Genomic DNA, 23,375 nt, shown 5'->3' on the forward strand with positions numbered 1-23,375 from the left:
ATTGGAATATAATAGAGGTCTTATACTATTTGTCAAGAAGTTATACTTATAGCTCCTCGTCGTCAGTCCAATAAGATGTTAGAAACGGTTTAAGAACCTTCTTTGCTTCCCTAGCCCAATTTTTCACAGCAGCAATCGTTGTATCTTCTAATCCTGCAATTTGGGAGTAAGTCAAACCATTCAAGAAATGATATTGGAACCATTTACTTTGCTTTTCGTTGAGTACCTGAAATATCTCTTCTACAAGAAAAGTATCCAATTGTTGAGATGGGGTGTAAGGCATTGGAGTAATGCTTAAACTATTAAGGGTGTTTGTATTGGACTTATAAATACGTTGAAGGTCGTGGAATCGATAGTTGATTCTATGGTAGAAGTGAGTACATAAGGTGGAGCGGCCAGGGTCGTGTGTTTGTAATGTTTCATATAAGAGGAGTAGACCTTCCTGGTATAATTCCTCTTGGTCTAGAAGAGGGAATTTGTGAATGAATTTGTAAATTACTTTCTCATATTTGGGTATGTAGCTTGTAAAATCAATGATCATATTACTTTCCATTCCGAAAGTACTTTCATTTTATTGCCAGCTTCTTGATTATATATAGGTAATTAGATTTAGGGAATATAGTTATTTAAAAGTACATATAATTGACATATTTCGACAAAATCCCTTACCTGGTTCGTGATTTTTCGCACGGAAAATGATGCGCATTAATAAGGATATTGGGAGGAAAAGAAAAACAAGCACCTGAATATATTCAGGTGCTTGTTTTTTGAATTAAAATTTAACTCTTGGTCAATTCCCGTACTAGTTCACGGTTTCTCTTTTTAAACACATCATTATGAGAAGACACCATGGCTACAGCATTGGCATCTGGTTCGATGAATTGTTTCGCTTTATTGACGGCATTGGCTGCGTCCTGGAAGGCGCCGGCGATTAGGTTCAGCTTTCCTTCATGGTTCAGGATATCTCCTGCTGCATAGACGCCTTCTACCGAGGTTTCGCTCGTTGCTGTTCCTTTTACGAAGTATTGATCGACTAACTGGATATCAAATTTGGTGTTTTTCAGTAATGAGGTGTCCTGATCGAAGCCGTGATTGACGATGACGTCATCTACCTCTAAGTAAAAGCTCTCACTGGTCTGATTACTGGTCAGTTCCACCTGTGAGATGGTTTCATGGTCTTCTGAAGCCAGTAACTTCGAGATCGTCGTATATGGAAAACATTCGACCGAGCTGTTTTCTAATTGGGTGATTTGCGCTTCGTGGCCGTTCAGGCAATCTTTCCGGTAAGCTAAGTATACTTTTTTGGCGACTGGTTCCAGTTCATTTGCCCAATCGATCGCTGAATTACCGCCGCCTGAAATGATGACCGTTTTATCTTTAAATGTTTTCAGTGATTTGACGGTATAGTGGAGGTTGCCAAGTTCGAATCTCTCCGCTCCTTCAATGTTCAGCTTCTGCGGCATTAAGATTCCGCTGCCTACCGCAACGATGACTGTCTTGGAATAATGAACTCTTCCTGATGCCGCTTCGAGTAGAAAGGTGTCCGTTTCATCACGTGAGATGGAAACCACTTTTTCATTGGGAACGACTTCCGGGTTGAACGTTAATCCCTGTTCGATCATCTGGTCCATGAGCTGCTTTCCTGGAACGGGAGGGAGGCCGCCGACATCCCAGACCATTTTTTCTGGATATATTTGAACTTTCCCGCCTAATTGCGGCTGGAATTCGATGATTTTTGTTTTCATTTCCCGTAGTCCACTGTAAAAGGCAGAATAAAGCCCTGCAGGTCCTCCGCCGATAATGGTAACATCAAAGCATTCCTTTTCCATGAAATTACTCCCCCTCCAATATGTAAATCCATTTAAACCGATAAACCTTATATGGAAAATGTTGTTGACAAAGCGAGCGAGCCGACTTATAGTATCATTATAAACGAAAGTGATAATCATTCTCAACAAAATATTTTATTTGGAGGCTTCACGATGCGCCGTTTATCAACTGAACGTCTACATATCGGCTATGGGGAAAAAACGATTGTCAGTGATTTGACATTGGAAATACCAGATCAGAAAATCACCACGATCATCGGTTCCAATGGGTGTGGGAAATCCACCTTATTGAAAGCGATGACACGGATCATTCCATATCAATCGGGATCGGTGATTCTTGATGGTGCCAGTATTTCAATGGAAGACACTAAATCGCTGGCCAAAAAGATGGCGATTCTCCCACAGAATCCGGAAAGTGCTGCCGGACTGACAGTCGGGGAATTGGTGTCTTATGGACGGTTCCCTTACCAGAAAGGGTTTGGCCGTTTGAACAAAAAAGATATCGAGGTCATTGATTGGGCGCTTGAAGAGACAGGGATCTTACCGTTCAAGTACCAGCCTGTTGATGCGTTGTCCGGTGGGCAGCGTCAACGGGTCTGGATTGCCATGTCCCTTGCCCAGGAAACCGAGATGATTTTCCTTGATGAACCGACGACCTATTTAGATATGGCTCATCAGCTCGAGGTTCTGGAACTTTTGCAGAAGTTGAACAGGGAACAGGGCCGAACGATTGTCATGGTGCTGCATGATTTGAACCAGGCCGCCCGGTTTGCCGATCATATCATCGCGTTGAAAGAAGGAAAGGTTGTAAAAGCCGGATCCAGCGAAGCGGTGATCCAGAAGGAAGTCCTCCAGGAAGTATTCAAGATTGATGCGGAAATCGGCAGAGACCCCCGCACCAATAAACCAATGTGTATCACTTATAACTTACTTAAAGGAGAAGACGACAATGAAAAAGATACTTATGCCAATCCTGCTCTTATTCGTGCTTATTCTTAGCGCATGTGGAAGTACTTCAGGTGAAGAGGCTTCTGGTGAAACAGAAAGTGACAATGAAAATGATAAGTCAGAAACGATTACATATGAGTCCGAAAATGGTCCGGTAGAAGTGCCGGCGAACCCGGAACGAGTTGTTGTACTATCGACATTTGCCGGTAATGTGATGGCGCTTGATGTCAATCTTGTCGGCGTGGATGCCTGGTCGAAGATGAATCCGAAGTTTGAAGAAGAATTACAGGATGTCGAAGAAGTTACCGATGATAACCTCGAAAAAATAATCGAGCTTGAGCCAGATTTGATCATTGGACTTTCGAACATTAAAAATGTCGATAAACTGCAGGAGATCGCTCCAACTGTTACCTATACATATGGCAGCCTGGATTATTTAGAGCAGCATATTGAAATCGGAAAGCTTTTGAATAAAGAAGAAGAAGCGACACAATGGGTGGAAGATTTCAAAGCGCGTGCCCAGCAGGCAGGCGAGGACATCCGTGCTGAAATCGGGGAAGATACTACCGTTTCCGTCATTGAAAACTTCGAAAAGCAATTATATGTATTTGGCGACAACTGGGGACGAGGCACAGAAATTCTTTATCAGGAAATGGACCTGAAGATGCCTGAAAAAGTAAAAGAGATGGCGCTCGAAGACGGCTACTATGCCATTTCTCCAGAAGTACTTCCAGAGTATGCCGGCGATTATGTCGTGTTCAGTAAAAATGCCGATTCCGAAACCTCTTTCCAGGATACAGAGACGTACAAGAATATTCCGGCCGTGAAAAATGACCAGGTCATCGAAGTGAATGCCAAGGAGTTTTACTTCAACGATCCGGTGACATTGGAGTATCAGCTGGAGACATTCCAAGACGCATTTCTAAACTAGTAAACTATGAGAGGAATTCATCCGTTGAATTCCTCTTCTTATATGGCTAGCTTCAACGCCCAGACACTCGCGACATAAGCAACCCGTCTTGCGGAAGGGAAGGACGCCTTCCTCCAGCCGTTTTGCTTATGCGTGTCGTGTCTTTCCGGGCGCTTGCGCTTTTCTTTTTGAATCATTTTACAGAGAAGATGGGGTTTCTATGACTAAGGACAAACAGCTTACATGTTCATTTACATATCAGATTATTATCGGCTTGGTCGTATTAAGCCTTTCATTCGCAGTAGCGATGCTTTTGGGTGCAGCAGAGACAACAGCACGCGATGTATGGCTGGCGCTGACTTCTAATGTGAAGTCGGAAAGCGTCAACATTATTCGTGAATTGCGGCTGCCTCGAGAAATCGCCGCTATTTTAGTCGGTGCGGGTTTGTCCGTTGCCGGTGCCATCATGCAGGGAATGACGAGAAATCCGCTCGCTGACCCTGGACTGCTCGGCTTGACGGCCGGAGCTAATGCCGCTCTCGCTGTTACGCTGGCTATTTTCCCAGCGACGAATTATTTTGGAATGACGATCGCCTGTTTTATCGGAGCAGGTGTCGGGGCAGGACTCGTGTTTGGCATTGGCTCGTTAAAAAGGGGAGGATTCTCTCCGTTTCGGATCGTCCTGGCCGGTGCTGCGGTATCTGCGTTTTTGTTTGCGGTAGCGGAAGGTGTCAGTCTTACTTTTAAAGTATCGAAGGATGTGTCGATGTGGACAGCCGGCGGGTTAGTCGGGGTCTCCTGGACACAAATCCAGGTGATTCTGCCATTCATCCTGATTGGTCTGGTGATTTCCTTTTTGCTTGCCAGGCAGCTGACGATCCTCAGTCTCAATGAGGAAGTAGCCGTAGGTCTCGGGCAGAAAACTACGCAGATTAAAGCTATCTTGTTTATCCTGATTATCCTGCTTACCGGCACTGCCGTAGCGGTGGTCGGGAATATTGCGTTTCTTGGTTTGATGATTCCTCACATTGTACGCCCGATCGTCGGAAAGGATTATCGCTCGATCCTCCCAATGTCGGCTGTATTCGGTGCTGCTTTCATGCTATTGGCTGATACGGTCAGCCGGACGATCAACGCACCGTATGAAACACCTGTGGTAGCCATCATCTCCCTGATGGGATTGCCTTTCTTCCTATTTATTGTACAAAAGGGAGGGAGGAGTTTCTCATGATACATCCGGATCTTATTAAAAAACAACGCATGCTTATGGTTATACTAACTTGCTTAATTATCGTGACGATCCTGGTTAGTATGGGGATGGGCTATTCTTCTGTATCTTTTGACCGTATTCTCCCGACATTGCTTGGAAACGGAACCTTTAAAGAAGAATTCGTCCTGTTTTCGATTCGACTGCCCCGGATCATTATTACGCTCTTGGCAGGGATGGCGCTGGCACTTTCGGGGGCTATTCTGCAAGGAATTACCCGAAATGATTTAGCGGATCCTGGCATCATCGGGATCAATGCCGGTGCTGGTGTTGCAGTCGCTGTGTTTTTTTTGTTTTTTCCAATTGAAGCAGGCTCGTTCGTGTATTTTCTTCCGATCGCAGCCTTTGTTGGAGCCTTCCTGACCGCCTGCCTGATCTATGTTTTCTCTTACCAGCGAAAAGTGGGGGTTCAGCCGACGAGGCTGATCCTGGTCGGTGTCGGGTTTTCGATGGCGTTATCCGGTGCCATGGTCGTGCTCATATCATCCGCTGAACGGCAAAAAGTAGATTTTATTGCGAAATGGCTCGCGGGGAATATATGGGGGACGGATTGGCCATTTATTTTGGCTTTATTGCCATGGCTGATCATCCTGATTCCTTTTACATTGTATAAGTCCAACCGGCTGAATCTCCTGGGGCTAAGTGAACCGGTTTCTGTTGGTGTCGGCCTCGCGGTTGAAAAAGAGCGGATTGTCCTGCTGGTTACGGCCGTGGCGCTTGCTGCTTCTGCCGTTTCGGTAACCGGGGGGATTGCTTTTATCGGGCTGATGGCACCGCACCTTGCTAAATCATTAATCGGTCCAAGAAACCAATTATTCCTGCCATTGGCTTTATTGCTTGGCGGCTGGCTTCTCTTATTTGCGGATACAATCGGACGCAATGTGCTGGAGCCTGATGGGGTTCCTGCAGGAATTATGGCCGCGTTGATCGGAGCGCCTTATTTTATCTATTTGTTGATGAAGAAGGTTTAGCTCGATGTATGGCGTCGGGTGACTGACCCACTGTATGGAGAGCTATGAATATAAGCTGGTTTTACCAATAGGAGACTTTCTCGTGGAAGTGAGTGGGCCAGGTTCAGGCACCCTGGTTGGGGGAGAACGGCCATCTCGCATTGGACAATTCTCCCCTAAACAGAAGGATCAAAAATCGAGGTATTACTAGTGAATGAACATTTACGACTCTAAATTAAATCGCCATTTGATTAGAAAGTTGAAAAAGGCGTAAGCTGGCAAGGATGTTCCATCTTCTATAGAATAAGGATTAGTATTCATGTAGAAGGAGATTTAGACCATGGGTAAAGATCAAAAAAAGTTACCATTATATATCCAAATTAAAAACAAGTTAGTGTCCAATATAAAAGAAGGGATCTGGAAACCAGGAGATACCCTCCCTTCTGAGAGTCAACTGATGGAACAATACAATGTCAGCCGTACAACCATTCGTCAAGCCATCCGTGATCTCGTCCAAAATGGCATCCTGGAGACGAGCCGCGGTGCTCCTACAAAAGTAAAAGAAATACCAGAGGACGGTCTCGGTAATCCTGGAGTCATCCATCATGAGATAGGTACAGATATGGCCGTCATCCTTTTACGTATGGAGAAAAGTCAGACTCATTACCATGCCAAATATCAGCTTTCTCTTCCAGAAACAGCAGATATTTTCTATATGGAGCGGCTGCGTATGGCAGATGGTAAACCGATCGCCATTCAACAATCGTACCTTCCATTGGCTATAGGTGATGTAATTGAACAGGTGGCCGATAAGAAATTTGACTTTTTTTCAACCTTAGGGAATCACGGTATCTATCACACGAATATAAAAGAACACGTCTCAGCTGACAATGCTACGCAATATGAAGCTGATATACTAGGTGTCTCAGCAGGGGAAGCTTTAATTACCATTGAAAGAACTACACTGGGAATCGACTCCAAACCTATTGAATATAGTACCACCAAATATACGACAAAAGCTTTTAAATACACGATTGAAATTGATTAAATTACCAACGGATAACTTATTGTAATAAGTTAAATCTTGTTGTAACATGTTTGTTGTGGATTAATAGAAGATAAATCTGTAACGGAGGTTAAACATGGGCAAATTAACAAGTATCCGGCACGATAAAACACAAATTGACATTGTTAAAATGAGACAATACCGTTTAGGCAGAGTACGTGAACAATTAAAGAAACTTGGATATGGGGGCATAGTCATCTTTGATCCCGTGAACTTGAGATATGCAACGGGAAGCCGTAACATGCAAGTATTCATGTTACGAAACCCGGCTCGCTATGCTTTTATCCCAACAGAAGGTCCTGTTACATTATTTGACTTTCCGAACTGCGAGCACCTTTCAGAGGGAATTGAAACGATTGATGAGGTTAGACCCGCCATTACGCTTTCTTATGTAGCATCAGGGGAGAACCTTTATGATAATGCTGGTGAATGGGCAAAAGAAATTGCCGATCTGTTCCGCACTCATGCGGGGGAAAATGAAAAGCTGGCCATTGACTATGTCCCATCTGTCGGAGCCATAGAGCTTGCGAAAGAAGGCATCGAAATCGTAGACGGTCAAGAACCTATTGAACATGCGAGAAGCATTAAAAACGATCAAGAAATCCAAGCCATGAAAATATCAGTTAAAACAGCGGAAGAAGGAATGATCCGTATGCAGCAAGCATTAGAGCCTGGAATCACAGAAAATGAATTGTGGTCCCACCTTCACACCGTGAACATTTCTCAAGGCGGGGATTATGTAGAAACGAGACTTCTCAGCTCCGGTAACCGCACGAATCCATGGTTCCAGGAGTGTAGTGATAAAGTCATTAATGACGGAGAGTTAGTAGCCTTCGATACGGATATGAATGGCCCATTCGGATACTTCACAGATATCAGCCGCACGTTCTATTGTGGAAACGGAGAACCGACGGATGAACAAAAACGCTTGTATCAAACCGCTTATGAACAAATCCAATACAATACGGATCTTTTGAAACCAGGCATGTCTTTCCGTGAATATGCAGAGAAAAGCTGGCAGATTCCAGATGAATTCTTCCCTAACCGCTATTTCACTGTCGCTCACGGAACTGGTCTAAGTGGAGAGTATCCTTATATTGTCTATCCTCAAGATTTTGAAGAGAAAGGATATGATGGCGTTATTCAACCTAACATGGTCCTTTCTGTAGAAAGCTATATTGGCTCTCCAAGCGGAAAAGAAGGAGTCAAACTTGAAGAACAGCTACTTGTAACAGAGGATGGCGTGGAGAACTTCTCAGACTTCCCATTTGAAAAGAAACTATTAAGATAAATAATAAAAACAGGTTAAAGTTACTACTTCCTAAAGAAGGATTCTTTATCAGATGCTAAAAAAGAGCCAACCTGATCGTAGGATGATAGAATATAGATAGATATTCTGCGAGAGGGAGAAGAAGACATGGCTAGAAGCAAAACTATCAGGAAGTTCAAAATAGCGTTGAGAAAAGTTTTCTTCAAGAATGTTCTCCCGTTACTGCTTGTCATTGGAGCTATTCAGCTATTTGCAAACAACCCGATCGATGAAAGTGTGATAAGCAGCCTTACTAATGAAAAAAAGGGCAATCTATCAAAGCAGGTGTTGCAGTATGAAGATAAAGTGGAGAAGTACGCAACAGAAGAGGGAGTAGAAGATTATGTTCCTATTCTTCTCGCCTTGATGATGCAAGAGTCTGGTGGGCGAGGGAACGATCCGATGCAGGCTTCCGAATCTTATTGTGGTTCTGTCGGTTGTATTGATGACCCGGAAAAATCGATTGAACAAGGAGTTTCCTACTTTGCGCTCACACTGGAGAAAGCTGATTATAACGTTAAATTAGCTTTGCAATCGTATAATTTCGGAGCTGGATTTATCGATTATGTCAGGAATAATGGCGGGGAATACACACAAGAGTTAGCGATTGAATTCTCTGCGATGAAGTACGAAGAGTTAGAGCATACCGGGATCTATAGCTGTATTCGCGAAGAGGCTTTGCAGTATGATGCATGTTACGGTGATATTTATTATGTAGATGCCGTATTGAACTATTATGATGAAGAGAACAATATGGAAGTGGCAAATTTTTAATAGAATGGAAAAGGTTGTTTCCCAAGTCTGTAAGAGGCTTAGGAAACAGCTTTTTTGTGTCCATGCGACGGGTGTCTGACCCACTTTAAGGGGTGTTATGATTTTTATTTGGTTTTACCAGAAGGAGTCTTTCTTATGGAAGTGGGTAGGCGAGGTTCAGGCACCCTGGGGGAGGAGAATAGTGCGCCGGGTGGCGACCTGGGTTTATGAGAAGTCAAAAACGCGCCTGTCCTAGTAGGAGGACAGGCACGTTTATTTTTTATTCTGCATTATAATTGGAAAGGATTTTTCCTAGTGTGCGTTCCATCACCAGAATCCCATCCAGGCAGTCACTTAAGGACGTCCATTCTTCCGGTGTGTGACTTTTGCCGTTACGACTCGGCACAAAAATCATTCCGGTTGGAACTTTATTGCCAAGAATCATGGCGTCATGGCCGGCGCCGCTTGGCATTTTACGGTAAGCCAGGTTCAATTCTTTTGAAGCTTCCTCGATCATGTTGGTCATATTTTCATCCATTTGAACCGGAGCTACGCGGATGCCGTTGGAGACCTCAAGGGTCAATCCTCTTGTATCAGCAATGCGTTTAGCCGTATATTTAATTGCTTGAATCAGTTCTTCTCTTACAGCTGCATCCGTATCACGGATATCGACGGTCACTTCTGTTTTACCGGGCACGACGTTCGTTCCATTTGGGAAGTTCGTTATTTTTCCTACAGTAGCCACGGCCGTTTCACTGAATTGCTCCGGGAGTTTTTCAATAGCTGCAATAAATTGACTCGCTGCGATCAGGGCATCCTTTCTCATATGCATTGGTGTATTTCCAGCATGGTCGGCGCTGCCGGTAAAGGTGAATGTTTCTCTTGCCGGTCCTGCGATGCCTTCCACAACACCGATTTGTTCCTTGTTTTCGTCGAGAACAATTCCTTGTTCGATATGCAATTCCAGATAGCCGATTAGTTGATTCAAGTCCCTTTCGACATATTCCAGCTGTTCTGGCTGCAATCCGTCCGCTTTCATTGCTTCTGCTATCGTGACACCTTGATCATCTTTATATTCGTCCAGTGTTTCTTTATTTATTTCTCCGGCCATTGCTCGGCTTCCGAATAATCCATGGTTGAACCGCGATCCTTCTTCGTCAACAAAAACGGCAACTTCGATTGACCATTTTGGCATCCCGTTTTGTTCAATGAAAGACTCGACCGCCGCTAAGGCAGAAACCACGCCCAGCAAGCCATCAAACATTCCACCGTCCGGTACGGTATCGATGTGAGATCCAAGCATCAGGCTCTTATGGTTGTAGATACCTTTCACTTTACCATAGACATTCCCAATCGCATCTTCGTGGACGGACATCCCGATCGCCTTCATCCGTTCTTTCACAATTTCAACGGCTTCCCGATATTCCTTGGTATAAGGGAATCGGCTATTTCCTCCGCTTCCTGTAGAGCCGATACTGTTTATTTCATTGAAATGATGGATGAATCGATCAATAGGTAAATGATGATGACGTGGAAGCATTTCATAAGCTTCTTTCCACTCCAATACTCGTTTATCCATCTGCAGCTGCCTCCTCATTACTGACTTCTATTAATTTAATAAACATTTTACTCGCTTGCAGCATCGCTTTTTCTTCGATATCAAAATGAGGGTGGTGGTGCGGGAAAGCATCTGGATGTCCAGCACCTGTAAAGAAAAAGGCCCCAGGCTTATCGAGTAGATAATAGGCGAAATCTTCGCCGCCCATCATTGGCGTCATTTCCTGGCAAGCATCTACCCCGAATAGTACACGAGCTGCCTGTTGTACGTGATTTGTTTCTTTTTCATGGTTAAGAAGGGCTGGATAGCCATCTTCGTAGGTTAGGGTGCATGCTGTTCCGTAGGCCTTTCCAGTATGGTCTGCGATTTCTGACAGACGCTCTTTGACCATAGTCTGCACATCCTTTGAAAAAGTTCGGACTGTTCCCAGGATGCTTGCTGAATCCGGTATGACGTTGAATGGTCCGCCAGATTCGAAAGCCCCGAACGAAAGCACGGCTGATTGCAGGGGATCGACATTTCTGCTGACGATCTGCTGTAAACTCTGCACGATCGCTGAACCACAGACAATCGGATCCCTTGTTTCATGAGGGAGGGCGCCGTGGCCTCCTTTTCCGGTAACCTGGATATGAAATCGGTCAGACGCGGCCATTAATGGTCCACTTTTCGTGAAAATTTCCCCTGCGGGAAACGTGGACCAGAGGTGGGTACCATATACCACGTCGACATCTTCCAGACATCCGTCATCAATCATCGGCTTTGCTCCACCTGGGGTTTGTTCCTCGGCGAACTGATGGATCAGTACTATCGTGCCTTGTAAGTCAGCGCGGTTTTCATAGAGTACTTTCGCTGTATGCAGCAATGTCGCTGTGTGAGCATCATGTCCGCAGGCATGCGAAACGCCGGGAACTTTCGATTTGTACGCCACGTCTTTCGCATCCTGGATTGGAAGGGCGTCAAAGTCCGCTCTTAATGCGATGGTCTTCCCGGGAAGACCGCCATGGATTTTGGCGACCACACCACGGCCGCCGACTCCTTCTTTTACATCTTCCAGCCCTAATTCACGCAGGAAAGAAGCAATCTTCTTAGGTGTCTCTACTTCCTGAAAGGATAGTTCAGGATGCTCGTGGAAATGACGCCGCCATGCCACCATGCTGGGATATTCTTTTTCGAGTTGTGCTAGCATTTGTGAATACATTAGCTGTTTCCTTTCTTATTCAAATAGACTAGGGATCCATAACGTCAGTCCTGGAATATAGGCGATCAATAGAATCGCAATGATCCCGGTAACGAAATAGGGAAGGATATCTTTGATTGTGTTTTCGATTTTCACCCGTGCGATATGGCATGAGATAAATAATGTCGATCCAACCGGTGGTGTAAATAGCCCTAAGGCGAACGAACAAAGCATGACGATGGAAAAGTGAATCGGATCCATTCCGACTCCGGTGGCGATCGGGAAGAATACCGGAATGAAAATGAATAAGTTAGGAACAAGCTCCATTACCATTCCCGCTGCCAGCATAATGATAATCATCAGCAGGATGACCATAGCGTTCGAGAGTCCAAGGCTTAGAATCCAGTTGGAAATGAGATCCGGGATACCTTCGGAAATCAAGGCATAGGTAAATATCATCGACGTACAAATCATCAGCATGACGACGGTTGTTCCGTAGACGGTTTCTTTCAATGATTCATAGACACCTTTGAGTGTAAGGGATTTGTATACGAACTTACCGATAAGAAAAGCATAGATGGCTGCAAGTGCAGCGGCTTCTGTGACCGTCGCAATTCCGAATACAATTGCTCCGATTAGGAAAACAGGCAGGACGAGTGCCCAGAACGCTTTGAACAGACTGATGAAAAATTCTTTCAGCGATGGCATCGACTCACGCGGGTAGCCACGTTTAACAGAAATGATCACGGTCGTAGCCAGGTAAGCTAATCCAATCAGGATGCCCGGAATGACACCTGCCAGAAACATTTGAGCGACAGACAGGTTCGCCAGCCAGGCGATGATGATCATCGTGCTGCTTGGGGGGATGATAATCCCGACTACGGAACTGGATGCATTAATAGCAGCGGAAAAAGAAGAGGAATAACCTTTCTTTTTCATGGAAGGAATGAGAACACTTCCGGTAGAAGCTGCGTCAGCAACGGAAGAACCGGAGACGCCTGCCATTCCCATACTGGTAATGACAGAAACACACCCAAGGCCGCCGGGCAACTGACGGACCATCGAGTCCGCTACCTTGATAATCCGTTGAGCAATATTCCCATTGATCATCAGGTTTCCGGCAAGAATGAAGAAGGGAATAGCCAGGAAAGCGAACGATTGTGTATTAGAAAAGAAACGTTGTGCTGCGAGCTCCATCGGGACACCTTCGACGATGAAAAATAAAATGGCAGCACTGCCCATGGAAAAGGCAATGGGCACTCCGAGCAGTAGCATAACAAAAAAGCTGATAATCATTACTGCAATCACTGGATTTCTCCTCCTTCCATGAAGGTATTTCTTCTACGAATAAGTAACACTACTTGTAAGATTAAAAGCAGACAAACTAATACAAATGATACGGTGACCGATATATATAACCATGATTTAGATATCCGGAGCATAGGCAGCGGCTGCATTTGCACAGCGCTCGCCAGGAGATAACTGGCATAGACCATATAAACGGAAAATAATAGCATGACCACTTTTGCGAACAGCTGCATCACCCATTGGGCTCCAAGGCTGAAGCGTTCCTGAAGGACCGTGATTTTTAAGTGATCTTCATTTTTAGTAACGGCAATCGTGCCGAGAAAAATCATCCATGGAAAGAGAAGCTGGGTCATTTCCGTCGAGGATGAAATCGGGTAATCGAATACATACCTGGAGAGGACTTCTGCGAATACAACGAGTGTCAGCAGAACCATCAGGATACCGGCAATGACTTCCGTGAATTTAATGAATCGGTTTAAAGCTTTTTCCAGCATGACATTCACCAACTTTCTCCTTTAATAAAAAATCAGCGAGAAGGGGACCTACTCGCTGATTTTTCTAATTATTGTTCAGAGCGGTACTCTTCCAGGAAGGTTTGGATATCGTTGATGATCTCCGCACCCATGGTGTCTTCCATTTTGGTGTAGACAGGTTGTACTTTTTCTTGGAAAGGTGCAACATCAGGTTCTGTGATTTCCACAAAGGAATCTTCCATTTCGTCTAACATTTCTTCGTCTTTACTTGCTGTGAATTCATAGGAAGCATCGCGTGCTTCGTTTGCTGCTTCTTGTACAATTTTCTGCAGCTCTGGCTCCATTCCATCAAACGTACTCTGATTCATAATGAAATAAGAATAGTAGTACGTGAAGTTCAGCATGGCTAAATGGTCCTGGACTTCGTGGAATTTCGTTTCGTAAATAGCGTCAAGCGGGTTGAATTGACCGTCGACAACTCCTTGGGACAGGGCCAGATAAACTTCTGTGAATGGCATGGTAGAAACAGAGCTTCCCAGTGTCTTGAATGTTTCAATCAAACTTACATCGTTAGGGGAACGCATTTTCAACCCTTTCAAGTCTTCGGGTTTATTGATTGGTTGTTTATTGTTTGTGATTTGAGCAAATCCGAGTTCTACATCGGATAGAACTTTTAAGCCGTGTTCTTGTCCTTTTTCCTTAAGCTTGTCTCCAATTTCGCTATCGAGAATCGCATGAGCTTCATCGAAGTCTTTTACTAAGAAAGGGAGCGAAAGTGCCGCATATTCTGGAACGGTGTTAGCCATCATGTTGGCACCGGCAATCTGCATATCGAGGGCGCCGACTTGAACCGATTCGATCATTTCCTGAGCGCTTCCCAACTCTTCGTTCGGGTATATTTCGACTGTAATGGCACCGTCTGTTTCTGCTTCTACGACTTCTTTGAATTTCTTGGCAGCTACGTCACGTACAGAACCTTCAACGGTATTAAAACCGATCTTCCATGTTCTTTCTTCAAATTCTCCATCTTCTGTTCCGGAAGCATTATCGCCACCACATGCAGCAAGGATAATGACGAGCGCGACCATCAGGAAGGACAACTTTTTCATCTTATGCACTCCTTAATTGTGATTGTTTTGTGAATATTTAAATTTATTGTAACGGAACTGTCATAATAAAAAATGATGGGAATGCACAAAAAATGGGATGATTTTTTGAATTTTAAACAAATGGAATGCATAAACACGGATTCTTATGTGTTTTTATACGTTAAGCCATTCTTCTTTGGTATCGAGCAAATTCATAATGTTCCATGACATTCGGAGGTGAAAGATGACTTCGGCATCACGTATGTCCGCAGATAATAGCTGGCTGATTCTTTTCAGTCTGTAGTTTAACGTGTTGGTGTGCAGGTGGAGTTTTTCAGCGACTTCTTTTAAATTTTGGTGGTTGAATAAATATTCTTCCAGTGTCTCGAGTAATTCTTGTTTGTTTTGTTTGGTATAGTCCATCAGTGGCTTCACTTGATCGACTACAAATTGATGAAGTTCCTCTTCTGAATTGTTCATCATCATCTTAGCGACACCCACTTCCCTGTATGTCATCCGCTGGTTCGGTCGCTTATGACGGTTAAAGATTTCAATGCAGTACCATACGTCTTTAAATGATTTTCGGATTTCTTCCAGACTAGTCAAGCGCCCAATTGCATAAGAAAAAGTCTGCTCTTTAAAGTGTTTTTTTATATAGTGGTCCATCTGGTTTAAAAAGTGTTCCATTTGTTGCCGGACAGATTCTTCATCGGTATTGGTAGGAAAACCGATAAGCCCCCTCAGGCCATTATTCCGCTTGAAAATGATGCTGGTGGTAAAGAAATTAGATATGAAAGTCTCTACCCGGTGGTACAGATTTTTGATATCCCGGAATCCCCACTTCTCATTGGTTTTTGCAGGGTCAATATGCAGCCCGAAAAATAGATAAGACTTTTGATCGCTCAGTCCGAGTAATTTTGCCTGTTCAATCAGAACATTGATATCCACTTTTCCTTGAATGTCTTCGAGAAACTCCCCTTGTATCCGTTGTTTTGTTTCAAAAACAGCTTCTTGCTTCAACAGCTCAATGGCAATGATGTTCTGCGCTTCCTCAATCAGCATTTTTTCAAGATGATCCAGCGGTAGTTCTTTGTTAGGAATCACTAGGAATCCTCTTGGGTCCATTCTCGTTACAATAGGTATCACGAGGATGCCGTGTTCTCTAAGTGATGTCGGCTGCATCAATTTTGGTGTCAACGATTCCAAAAAAGGCGGCAGGCTGGCATCAAATGGAACCTCGCCTCCTTTATAGGAGGACACCAGATGTCTGAATTCATCGTAAAGGAAAACAGGGGTCTTCACTCGTTTACCAATGAAATCAATAATCGGATCCATCCCTTGCTGTTCAATAGCAATCTCCATCAATTGGTTATGGTTATGCTGTGTTTCTTCCAGGGTTTGATTTTTCAGTTGGATGTCATGATTCAACTTCATCAGTTTGTCGGCTTGATTTTCGAGTTCGGTAAAAAGGGAAGCGCGATGGACAGCAAACGCAGCCTGATTACAAATCGCTTTCAAGAGATCGAGGTCCTCATCGGTGAAATTCCCTGTTTGACGAAACGAATTGATACTGATTACACCGATACACTCCTCCTGGATAATCAGCGGGCAGCACATGGCACTTTGTGCTTTTAGCCTCTTCCCATCTTTAATCGGGGTGGAGGCATAAAAATGCTTCCAATTCTCCTCTGACATAGATGCCATTCCTTCATACACTTCACCGGTATGATGGAAGATTTGCGGACGTTTCGTCTGGAATGTCATTCCTGTCAATGACTCTCCTGGTTTAAAGCGGATGTGTTGTAAATGTTCCCAATTGAACCCACGCGTAACGCGAGGGAGCAGGATGTCCTGTTTTTCTTCATATATATATAGACTGCAGGAATCAGAAATAGGTAATACTTCCATGGCCATATCCATGATTCTTCGTAATACATCATCAAGCCTCTGATAGAGGGACAGGGTTCTGGACAAATTCAGCAAAAGGTCTTTCACTTTATGGTCGCGGCTTACATTAGCGGCCATTAGCTGGAGCTGGCCTTCGATGAATTGTTTGAATTCCTTTGTTGGTTCTGCACTGTCAAGTGAAACACTATAAAGGTCATACTCTATAGTAGTGAGGGTGGATGGTTTATTTACTTGATGCTCTTTTGTATAAACTTTTTTATCTTTATAAAAAATAGTGACTTTCGCTAGATCACATGAACTGGCAGCTGCATATTGAATGATCGAATCGGTAAGTAATTGATAAACCTTGCTCATATGAATCCTCCCCGAAATGTTTGTGTTTATTTTATCATGTACGAAGTTTGAGGATTTTACTTACATTTATTGGTGTGGATAGAAAAATATTTAGGAGGGGATCGGAAGCAAATAACACGGCGAAAGGGGTCTTGCTCTTTTTGTCGAAGTATGGAAAGATGAATATAGGTTCATTTTTCAAAGGAGGCAAAAGCGTGACTTGTAAACTCAAAGAATTCGAAAATAGTATCATTGCTGAACACCTTCATCGTGCGCTGATTAAAATGGACGGCGTGGAATATGATGATAGCGCCCAGGGGCCGACCATCGGTTATCGCTTAAGCAGGCAGAAATTCCAGTTCGCAACGCTGCATGGTGGGAAGGCGTATCAGTCACTTGTTTTACATATGGATCCAGGCAACCCGGACTCACGGATTGGCAAAGAAAAGCAACAGGAGGTCCAGGAGGTACTGGATTTTGATATCGCAAACTGTCGAAGTCACCTTTTGAAACGTCATGAAGTTTATATTCCTTTTGAGAAGCTGGATTGTTTGAATGCTCTTGTCTGCATTCAGCCGTTTATTAATGAAGCAATGGAAGTACAGGAGAAAGAAGGAAGGATAGTGGTTTAATCCTTCCTTCTTTTTTGTAATAGAAGATTTAAGGTATAAGTATACATTTGCACAAAAATGGATCATTAGCGGAATGATGAAATGATTACTCTAGTAACTGTACGCGTTCAGAAGAAGGGAGAGTGTTTTCTAATGAGTCGAAAATGGTGGAAAGAAAGTGTTGTGTATCAAATTTATCCAAGAAGCTTTAATGATAGCAACGATGATGGTGTCGGTGATATCCCTGGGATTATCGAAAAACTGGATTATCTGAAGGAGTTAGGGATAGATGTCATTTGGCTCTCTCCTGTCTATGACTCTCCTAATGACGATAACGGTTATGATATCCGTGATTACAAAAAAGTCCTGGGTGAGTTCGGTACGATGGAAGATTTGGAGACTTTGCTTGATGAAGTTCACAACCGTGATATGAAACTGATCATGGACCTGGTGGTCAATCATACATCAGATGAACATCAGTGGTTCAAGGAAGCTAAGCAATCGAAGGACAGCCCGTATCGTGATTATTATATTTGGCGTTCTGGTAAAGAAGGCAAAGAACCGACCAACTGGGAATCGGCATTCAGTGGTTCTGCCTGGGAATATAATGAGGCGACAGGGGATTATTACTTGCATTTATTCTCCAAAAAGCAGCCAGATCTGAACTGGGAAAATCCAGATTTACGCGCGGAAATTTACGATATGATGCGATGGTGGCTGGATCGTGGTATTGACGGCTTCCGTATGGATGTTATCAATTTCATCTCTAAAGACCAAAGCTATCCCGATGCAGAAGTGGAAGAAGGAAAACAGTATGGGAGTGGCGCGCCGTATTTCATGAATGGGCCAAAAATCCATGACTATCTTCAAGAAATGAATGAGCAGGTGCTATCTGGTTATGATGTGATGACCGTCGGGGAAATGCCTGGGGTTACACCTGAGGAAGGAGCATTATACACGGGGGAGGATCGCGATGAACTGAATATGGTGTTCAATTTTGACCATGTCGATCTGGACTCTGGACCTGGTGGTAAATGGGATGTGAAATCATGGTCTCTCGTAGAACTGAAGGAAATCTTCACAAGATGGCAAAACCAGCTTGCTGAAGATGGCTGGAACAGTTTGTATTGGAATAACCATGATCAGCCAAGGGTAGTTTCCCGGTTTGGTAATGATTCAGAGGAGTATCGTGAACTGTCCGCGAAAATGCTGGCGACAACCCTTCATATGCTGAAAGGGACGCCCTATATTTATCAAGGCGAAGAGCTTGGTATGACTAATGTGAAATTCTCAAACATTGATGAATACCGAGACATTGAAACCTTGAATATGTATAAAGAAAAAGTAGAACAAGGTGCCGATCCGGATGAAGTGATGGAAGCTATCTACATCAAAGGCAGGGACAATGCTCGTACCCCTATGCAGTGGGATGCAAGCGAAAATGGAGGTTTTACAAAAGGAGAACCCTGGCTTGCAGTAAATCCAAACTTTGAGAAAATCAATGCGGAACAAGAACTGCAAAACCCAGCATCTGTTTTCTACTATTACCAAAAATTAATTCAGCTGCGTAAAGAGTACGACATTATTGTGTATGGAGATTATGACTTGATTTTGGGTGATCACAAGGATATCTATGCCTACACTCGGACGCTTGGAGATGAAAAGCTGCTGGTGATGAGCAATTTCTCTGGTGAGAAGGTGGAGTTCGAGTTACCTGAAAACATCCATTACCAAAATAAAAAACTGCTGATCAGCAACTACGATGTAGAAGAAAATGAAGACATATCTTCTGTTCCATTGAAGCAGTATGAAACGCGTTGCTATCTGTTGAAATAATTTAAATGACGTGCCTGATCCCCATTACGCTAATGCTTTAGCATGCTGGGGGTCAGGCACTTGTTTTGTGTTAACAGAAGAATTGATTATCCAGGAAAGATAAATAATAATAAATGGTGCCTCCCGCTCTTTTTTAATCGAGTGAATTCCTATGGATAATAAATATGTTTCTAGAAAAGGTGAAGTTTATATGAAAGCAGTGCAAGTAACAGGATATGGGGACGTAGATAAGTTAAAAGTAGTCGACATTCCGATACCTGAACCGAATGAAAAGGAAGTCTTGGTGAAAGTTAAGGCATGTGCCATTAATAATACGGAAATCTGGATGAGAGAAGGTGCCTATGGTACGGGTTCTAAATCTGGCTGGCGACCTGAAGGAGTACAATTCCCCCGTATACCTGGATCAGATATAACTGGTGAGATCGTTAAAGTTGGTGATCAAGTAGACCAAGACATGGCAGGGAAAAAGGTAGTATTGTTTCCTTTTACTTCTACTGGAGAAGAAGGGAGCGAACACATCTCGGAGGACATGTCCTTTATCGGATCGGAATACGATGGGGGTTATGCGGAATATGTGGTATGGCCAGCTGACCTTTGTTTTGATATGCCTCTTGCTGATTATTCAGAGAGTGCCGTTTTTTCCGTAAGCGGGTTAACGGCTTGGCATATGGTACAACAAATACAGATTCAACCTGGAGAAACGGTTATGGTAACTGGGGCAAATGGTGGCGTCGGATCATTAAATGTCCAAATTGCCTCTAAAGTGTTTGGGGCTAAAGTTATTGCGATTATTGGTGACTTGAATGGTGAGGAGGCAATGAAGGAATTAGGGGCGACACATGTATTATCCTATAGATCCGATAATCTTGCCGAAGAGATTTTAGAGGCGAATGGAGGGCCGATCGACTCCGTGCTTGATGTGGTAGGGGATGCTTTGTTTCCCACATCTCTTCAAGTATTGAAAAAAGGTGGCAAGTTCTGTATCTCAGGGTCTGCTGGTGGCCAGAAGACAAATCTGGATTTTAGAACATTGTATCTCAAACATATTACCATGTATGGATCGGTGCTGGGGACAAGGTCAGAGTTTAAAGATATGCTTAAGGCGATAGCTGAAGGGAAAATAAAGCCAGTCATCGACAAAAGCTTTCCTTTAGAAGAGGCCAAAGAAGCTCAAGTATATTTTAAAAACAAGGGGAAATTAGGAAAAATCTTATTACTACCTGAAGAATAATTCCATTCGTTTCATTGAGTATAAATTTGAGTAAAGCTACACGCTTTTAGAAAAACATAGAGACTTAGAATTACTCGAACAATTATCTAAATAAAACTTTAATATTCTGGGCAACATTAGACAGAGGTGATTATATGGATAAAGAAGAATTAAAACTCACATCTGCTGAAATAGGAACATTGTGGGGAGAGTATGTAAACGGAACTGCCGTTGATATTGTAAATAAATATATGCTGTCCATTATAGAAGATGAGAAGATAAAAGAAATCTTCGAAGATGCAATAAAAATTTTCGGTAATCAAAAGCAACAAATAAAATGGTTTATTGAAAACGAGGGATTCCCAGTACCAGTTGGATTTTCAGAATCAGACCTTAATAGAGGCACCAAAAGATTGTTTTCTGACATATTTTGTTTGCACTATTTGCATATTATGACGTTGCACGGTTTAATTGGCCATACTACATCACTTAGTTCTTCTGTTAGAAGGGATTTAAGACATTTCTATGAATCAGCTAGTAATGATGCTATGAGTATGTATCAGCGAACTACTGATTTACTATTGGAGAAGGGACATTTTCAAAGGGACCCTTACTTTTACCCTGAAAAAAAACCAGAATTTGTTTCAGGTCAACAATTTATTAATGGCTTTTCAGGAGATAAACGCCCTTTAGCTGCAACAGAAATTATTGCTTTATCCCTTAATATAAAGAAGAAAATAATGGAGAAGTCACTTTCTATAGGATTTAGCCAAGTGGCACAATCAAAAGAGGTTAGAAAATTTTTAGAGAGTACACAAAATGCATCGAATCAACAAATTCAATCATTAAGTAAAATATTAAAAGGAGATAATTTGCCTGTTCCAATGTCTTGGGAGTCAGAGGTTACTTCTTCACAGGATTCACCATTTTCAGATAAGTTAATGTTGTACCACATGGGTTTTTTATTACAATCTGCCCAATCATACCATGGTGCAGGTCTAGCATCAGCAATGCGAGTAGATCTCGTAACAACTTTTGAAAAAATCATATTAAAAAATATAATGATTACAAAAGAATGGTTTAATATAATGACCAAAAATAATTGGCTTGAACAGCCCCCACTTGCTCCGAATAGAAAGGACATAGCAAAAGATAAGTAAATAGAGCTACTGATAGATAAGGCTTAGCAAATTAGGTGAAGTTATGGGAATTGGTTATTCTAAAAAAAGTAACAAATTAGAAGTTTTATTATGGAGTATTGCTTTGCCGGGCTTTGGACAATTGCTAAACGGAAAATATATAAAAGGAATACTGCTAGTTAGCTTGGAGCTTCTTATTAATGTTATGGGAAACTTTAATAAAGTCATTGTTTTGAGTTTTAATTTTAAGATTGAGGAAGCAATCGCTGAAACCAATTATATGTGGCTTATGTTTTATCCGTGTTTATATTTCTTTTCTATTTGGGATGCATATAAGGATGCTGGTGGGGGAAAGGACAAATCCTTTGCCTATTTGCCTCTTGTATTCTCGGCCTACTTTGTTACAACAGGCCTGATATTTTCGCCTGAATTCACATTTTTTGGATACTTAATGGGTCCGATATGGCTGCCTATATTATTCTTGCCGATTGGTTTAGGTATAGGGGTAATCATAAGAAGGATATTGTTGAAAATATATTCAAAGGAAACAATCTGAACATACATTCTTTTGTTGTATAAACAGCATCCAATGGAGGGAGCATGTGTTTGTTTCTTCTTTAAATATTAAAATACGGGTGCTTTTGGTGGTTCAGTACAAAATACACTTTTTCCTAAATCCAAACCTTTCTCTAGTTGAGTAGTTATGAGAAAACTTATGTTATATTCAATATCTTGGTGTTTTTGCAAATATCTCAAATTCAAATCTTCATGAAAAGGGGGCGATTGTTCAACAGAAGCAATCGCTTTTTTAAAAGGGCAGAATAATGGAAGACTCAGTTTCGAGGTATTTATACATTCATAGAATCTATCTTAGTAATTTTTTAAAAATAATATTACATTATTATTTCAAAATTGGAGTAAATGAAAAAGGAGTAGGGTATCAGCAAAATGGGAAGTAGCATTTGGGGGAAAAGGCTCTAATACTAAAAAGAGAGTATGCTTTTAAGTGAAAAAGGTTCTTTTTAAGCTAATTAGGGGTTAACCTTATTAAAAGAACCTGTATGAGTTTTAAGATAAAAGTGGTGTTCGACAGGTAAAGCTGAGGAAATTGAATCCTTAATGGTGAGTAATGCTTAAGTTTTGCTTCGTTCGCTTCTCCGCTTTTACCGTACATTATTAAGAGGGGAGAGGAAGAAATAAGCTGGCTAAGATCAACGATTTAGAGAAAAAATTGAATTATTAAGAAAGAAAATGTATCAAACGTACGAAAATAACCCCCAGGATTCCCAAATACTAGCTATTTCCCAATCGCTGGATGAGCTTTTAAATGAACTGGACCGATGTCTACGTGAAAAAAGTAATAAAAAGTGAATCAGTCTAGTAGTTTTTACAGTTCCTAGCGTTCTGTGTACAGCCTTTTCCTTGGGTTAAGGTTACTCTATTTCGTACGTTAAAACCCAATACCCTAGGTAATACCCAGGTATTGGGTTTTTATTCTTTTATGTAAGGAGTCCACTTCACTTTGATATTTATCCTAATTTATTAATATAAATTATATTTTTAATTCGATTAACGGGTACTTTAATGTAATAATCTATATGCACAAAAGCTCTTCAATTATGCAACGGTTGTATGTTGAAGGTCTTTTACATGAAAAAATATACTGCCATTTCAAACATGGACTAAATGCCAAATCCAATAT

Annotated in this window: 21 protein-coding genes; 13 read left to right on the plus strand and 8 right to left on the minus strand. The window is 42.4% G+C overall.

The window, feature by feature from the left end; genetic code table 11:
• Positions 1 to 46: 46 nt before the first annotated feature.
• Complete coding sequence (locus FHS45_RS01975; RefSeq protein ID WP_082412012.1) at positions 47 to 553, minus strand: sigma-70 family RNA polymerase sigma factor; 507 nt, start codon at positions 551 to 553, stop codon at positions 47 to 49.
• A gap of 226 nt (positions 554 to 779) precedes the next feature.
• Positions 780 to 1,829: an NAD(P)/FAD-dependent oxidoreductase gene (locus FHS45_RS01980; protein WP_062444840.1), complete on the minus strand. Its 1,050-nt coding sequence runs from the start codon at positions 1,827 to 1,829 to the stop codon at positions 780 to 782.
• Positions 1,830 to 1,982: 153 nt separating this feature from the next.
• Between FHS45_RS01980 and FHS45_RS01985 the strand changes: the two genes are divergently transcribed.
• The 7 genes from FHS45_RS01985 to FHS45_RS02015 all read left to right on the plus strand — a co-directional run bounded on the left by FHS45_RS01985 (position 1,983) and on the right by FHS45_RS02015 (position 9,053).
• Positions 1,983 to 2,828 (plus strand): ABC transporter ATP-binding protein, encoded by an 846-nt coding sequence (locus FHS45_RS01985; RefSeq protein WP_062444843.1) that lies wholly within the window; start codon positions 1,983 to 1,985, stop codon positions 2,826 to 2,828.
• The gene (locus FHS45_RS01990) at positions 2,779 to 3,708 is read left to right on the plus strand and encodes an iron-hydroxamate ABC transporter substrate-binding protein (RefSeq protein WP_062444845.1); all 930 of its coding nucleotides are present in this window, start codon (positions 2,779 to 2,781) and stop codon (positions 3,706 to 3,708) included. The genes FHS45_RS01985 and FHS45_RS01990 overlap by 50 nt, the downstream gene beginning before the upstream one ends.
• A 199-nt stretch (positions 3,709 to 3,907) precedes the next feature.
• A complete protein-coding gene (locus FHS45_RS01995; RefSeq protein ID WP_062444847.1) occupies positions 3,908 to 4,918 on the plus strand; it encodes a FecCD family ABC transporter permease in 1,011 nt (336 codons plus the stop codon).
• The gene (locus FHS45_RS02000; RefSeq protein ID WP_062444849.1) at positions 4,915 to 5,925 is read left to right on the plus strand and encodes a FecCD family ABC transporter permease; all 1,011 of its coding nucleotides are present in this window, start codon (positions 4,915 to 4,917) and stop codon (positions 5,923 to 5,925) included. Before FHS45_RS01995 ends, FHS45_RS02000 begins: the two co-directional genes overlap by 4 nt.
• A 319-nt stretch (positions 5,926 to 6,244) precedes the next feature.
• Complete coding sequence (locus tag FHS45_RS02005) at positions 6,245 to 6,952, plus strand: GntR family transcriptional regulator (protein ID WP_062444851.1); 708 nt, start codon at positions 6,245 to 6,247, stop codon at positions 6,950 to 6,952.
• Positions 6,953 to 7,046: 94 nt separating this feature from the next.
• Positions 7,047 to 8,261, plus strand: coding sequence for a M24 family metallopeptidase (locus tag FHS45_RS02010; RefSeq protein ID WP_062444853.1), 1,215 nt, complete (start codon positions 7,047 to 7,049; stop codon positions 8,259 to 8,261).
• A 126-nt stretch (positions 8,262 to 8,387) separates the two neighbouring features.
• Positions 8,388 to 9,053: a lysozyme family protein gene (locus FHS45_RS02015; protein ID WP_062444856.1), complete on the plus strand. Its 666-nt coding sequence runs from the start codon at positions 8,388 to 8,390 to the stop codon at positions 9,051 to 9,053.
• A 259-nt stretch (positions 9,054 to 9,312) separates the two neighbouring features.
• On the opposite strand, the gene FHS45_RS02020 is transcribed toward FHS45_RS02015, so the two are convergent.
• From FHS45_RS02020 to FHS45_RS02045, 6 genes are all read right to left on the minus strand, one after another.
• Complete coding sequence (locus FHS45_RS02020) at positions 9,313 to 10,611, minus strand: Zn-dependent hydrolase (RefSeq protein ID WP_062444858.1); 1,299 nt, start codon at positions 10,609 to 10,611, stop codon at positions 9,313 to 9,315.
• A complete protein-coding gene (locus FHS45_RS02025) occupies positions 10,604 to 11,776 on the minus strand; it encodes a M20 metallopeptidase family protein (RefSeq protein WP_229717799.1) in 1,173 nt (390 codons plus the stop codon). Before FHS45_RS02025 ends, FHS45_RS02020 begins: the two co-directional genes overlap by 8 nt.
• Before the next feature lie 27 nt (positions 11,777 to 11,803).
• Complete coding sequence (locus FHS45_RS02030; RefSeq protein ID WP_062444863.1) at positions 11,804 to 13,075, minus strand: TRAP transporter large permease; 1,272 nt, start codon at positions 13,073 to 13,075, stop codon at positions 11,804 to 11,806.
• The gene (locus FHS45_RS02035) at positions 13,072 to 13,569 is read right to left on the minus strand and encodes a TRAP transporter small permease (protein ID WP_229717813.1); all 498 of its coding nucleotides are present in this window, start codon (positions 13,567 to 13,569) and stop codon (positions 13,072 to 13,074) included. The genes FHS45_RS02030 and FHS45_RS02035 overlap by 4 nt, the downstream gene beginning before the upstream one ends.
• 68 nt (positions 13,570 to 13,637) lie before the next feature.
• The gene (locus tag FHS45_RS02040; RefSeq protein WP_062444866.1) at positions 13,638 to 14,657 is read right to left on the minus strand and encodes a TRAP transporter substrate-binding protein; all 1,020 of its coding nucleotides are present in this window, start codon (positions 14,655 to 14,657) and stop codon (positions 13,638 to 13,640) included.
• Between the two features lie 153 nt (positions 14,658 to 14,810).
• Complete coding sequence (locus tag FHS45_RS02045) at positions 14,811 to 16,898, minus strand: helix-turn-helix domain-containing protein (protein WP_062444868.1); 2,088 nt, start codon at positions 16,896 to 16,898, stop codon at positions 14,811 to 14,813.
• A 194-nt stretch (positions 16,899 to 17,092) separates the two neighbouring features.
• On the opposite strand from FHS45_RS02045, the gene FHS45_RS02050 reads away from it, so the two are divergent.
• From FHS45_RS02050 to FHS45_RS02075, 6 genes are all read left to right on the plus strand, one after another.
• Complete coding sequence (locus FHS45_RS02050; RefSeq protein WP_062444870.1) at positions 17,093 to 17,509, plus strand: hypothetical protein; 417 nt, start codon at positions 17,093 to 17,095, stop codon at positions 17,507 to 17,509.
• Between the two features lie 132 nt (positions 17,510 to 17,641).
• Complete coding sequence (locus FHS45_RS02055; RefSeq protein ID WP_062444872.1) at positions 17,642 to 19,324, plus strand: glycoside hydrolase family 13 protein; 1,683 nt, start codon at positions 17,642 to 17,644, stop codon at positions 19,322 to 19,324.
• Between the two features lie 190 nt (positions 19,325 to 19,514).
• On the plus strand, positions 19,515 to 20,555 hold the full coding sequence (locus FHS45_RS02060; RefSeq protein WP_062444874.1) for a zinc-binding dehydrogenase: 1,041 nt from the start codon (positions 19,515 to 19,517) through the stop codon (positions 20,553 to 20,555).
• A 134-nt stretch (positions 20,556 to 20,689) separates the two neighbouring features.
• The gene (locus FHS45_RS02065; protein ID WP_062444876.1) at positions 20,690 to 21,694 is read left to right on the plus strand and encodes a DUF3231 family protein; all 1,005 of its coding nucleotides are present in this window, start codon (positions 20,690 to 20,692) and stop codon (positions 21,692 to 21,694) included.
• A 43-nt stretch (positions 21,695 to 21,737) separates the two neighbouring features.
• Positions 21,738 to 22,229 carry a hypothetical protein gene (locus FHS45_RS02070; protein WP_062444878.1) on the plus strand — a complete coding sequence of 164 codons (492 nt, stop codon included), beginning with the start codon at positions 21,738 to 21,740 and terminating at the stop codon, positions 22,227 to 22,229.
• A gap of 674 nt (positions 22,230 to 22,903) precedes the next feature.
• The gene (locus FHS45_RS02075; protein ID WP_258953990.1) at positions 22,904 to 23,044 is read left to right on the plus strand and encodes an aspartyl-phosphate phosphatase Spo0E family protein; all 141 of its coding nucleotides are present in this window, start codon (positions 22,904 to 22,906) and stop codon (positions 23,042 to 23,044) included.
• Positions 23,045 to 23,375 lie beyond the last annotated feature (331 nt).

This window comes from Thalassobacillus devorans (assembly GCF_011761345.1).
Lineage (GTDB): Bacteria > Bacillota > Bacilli > Bacillales > Halobacillaceae > Thalassobacillus > Thalassobacillus devorans.